The 494-nt window shown below is 67.4% G+C and carries 1 protein-coding gene; it reads right to left on the bottom strand.

The features are described from left to right. Positions 1-494 (bottom strand): aldehyde dehydrogenase family protein (locus EN939_RS37400; protein ID WP_127272151.1); only part of this gene is annotated, 494 nt, incomplete at both ends.

Below are 494 nucleotides of genomic sequence, written 5' to 3'. Positions count from 1 at the left end.
CGTGGGGCGCGACGAAGCGACCTTCCTTCGGCGCTTCGAGCTTGGCGATCAGCCGGCCCTGCAGGCCCATCTTCGTGCAGTACTCGCGGATCGAGGTCTGTGCCTCGTCGTCGATGACCGGGCCGACATCGGTCGAAATCCGCCAGGGATCGCCGACATTGAGCGCCTCCATGGCGCCCTTCAGCATCTCCAGCATCTTCTTCTCGACGTCCTTCTGCACGTAGAGCACGCGCAGCGCCGAGCAGCGCTGGCCGGCACTCTGGAAGGCCGAGGCCAGGATATCGCGCACCGCTTGTTCGGGCAGCGCGGTGGAATCGACGATCATCGCGTTAAGGCCGCCGGTCTCGGCGATCAGCATGGCGTCGGGCTCGGCCGTCTCGGCCAGCTGCTTCTCGATCAGCTTGGCAACCTCGGTCGAGCCGGTGAAGCATACGCCGGCAATGCGCGGGTCAGCGGTCAGCGGGCCACCGACCGACGGGCCGTCGCCGGGCAGG

The sequence above is a fragment of the Mesorhizobium sp. M7A.F.Ca.CA.002.05.1.1 genome (assembly GCF_003998335.1).
GTDB lineage: Bacteria > Pseudomonadota > Alphaproteobacteria > Rhizobiales > Rhizobiaceae > Mesorhizobium.
Note: the sequence above shows the minus strand (reverse complement) of the source record. Positions and strands in the feature narration are given on the sequence as shown.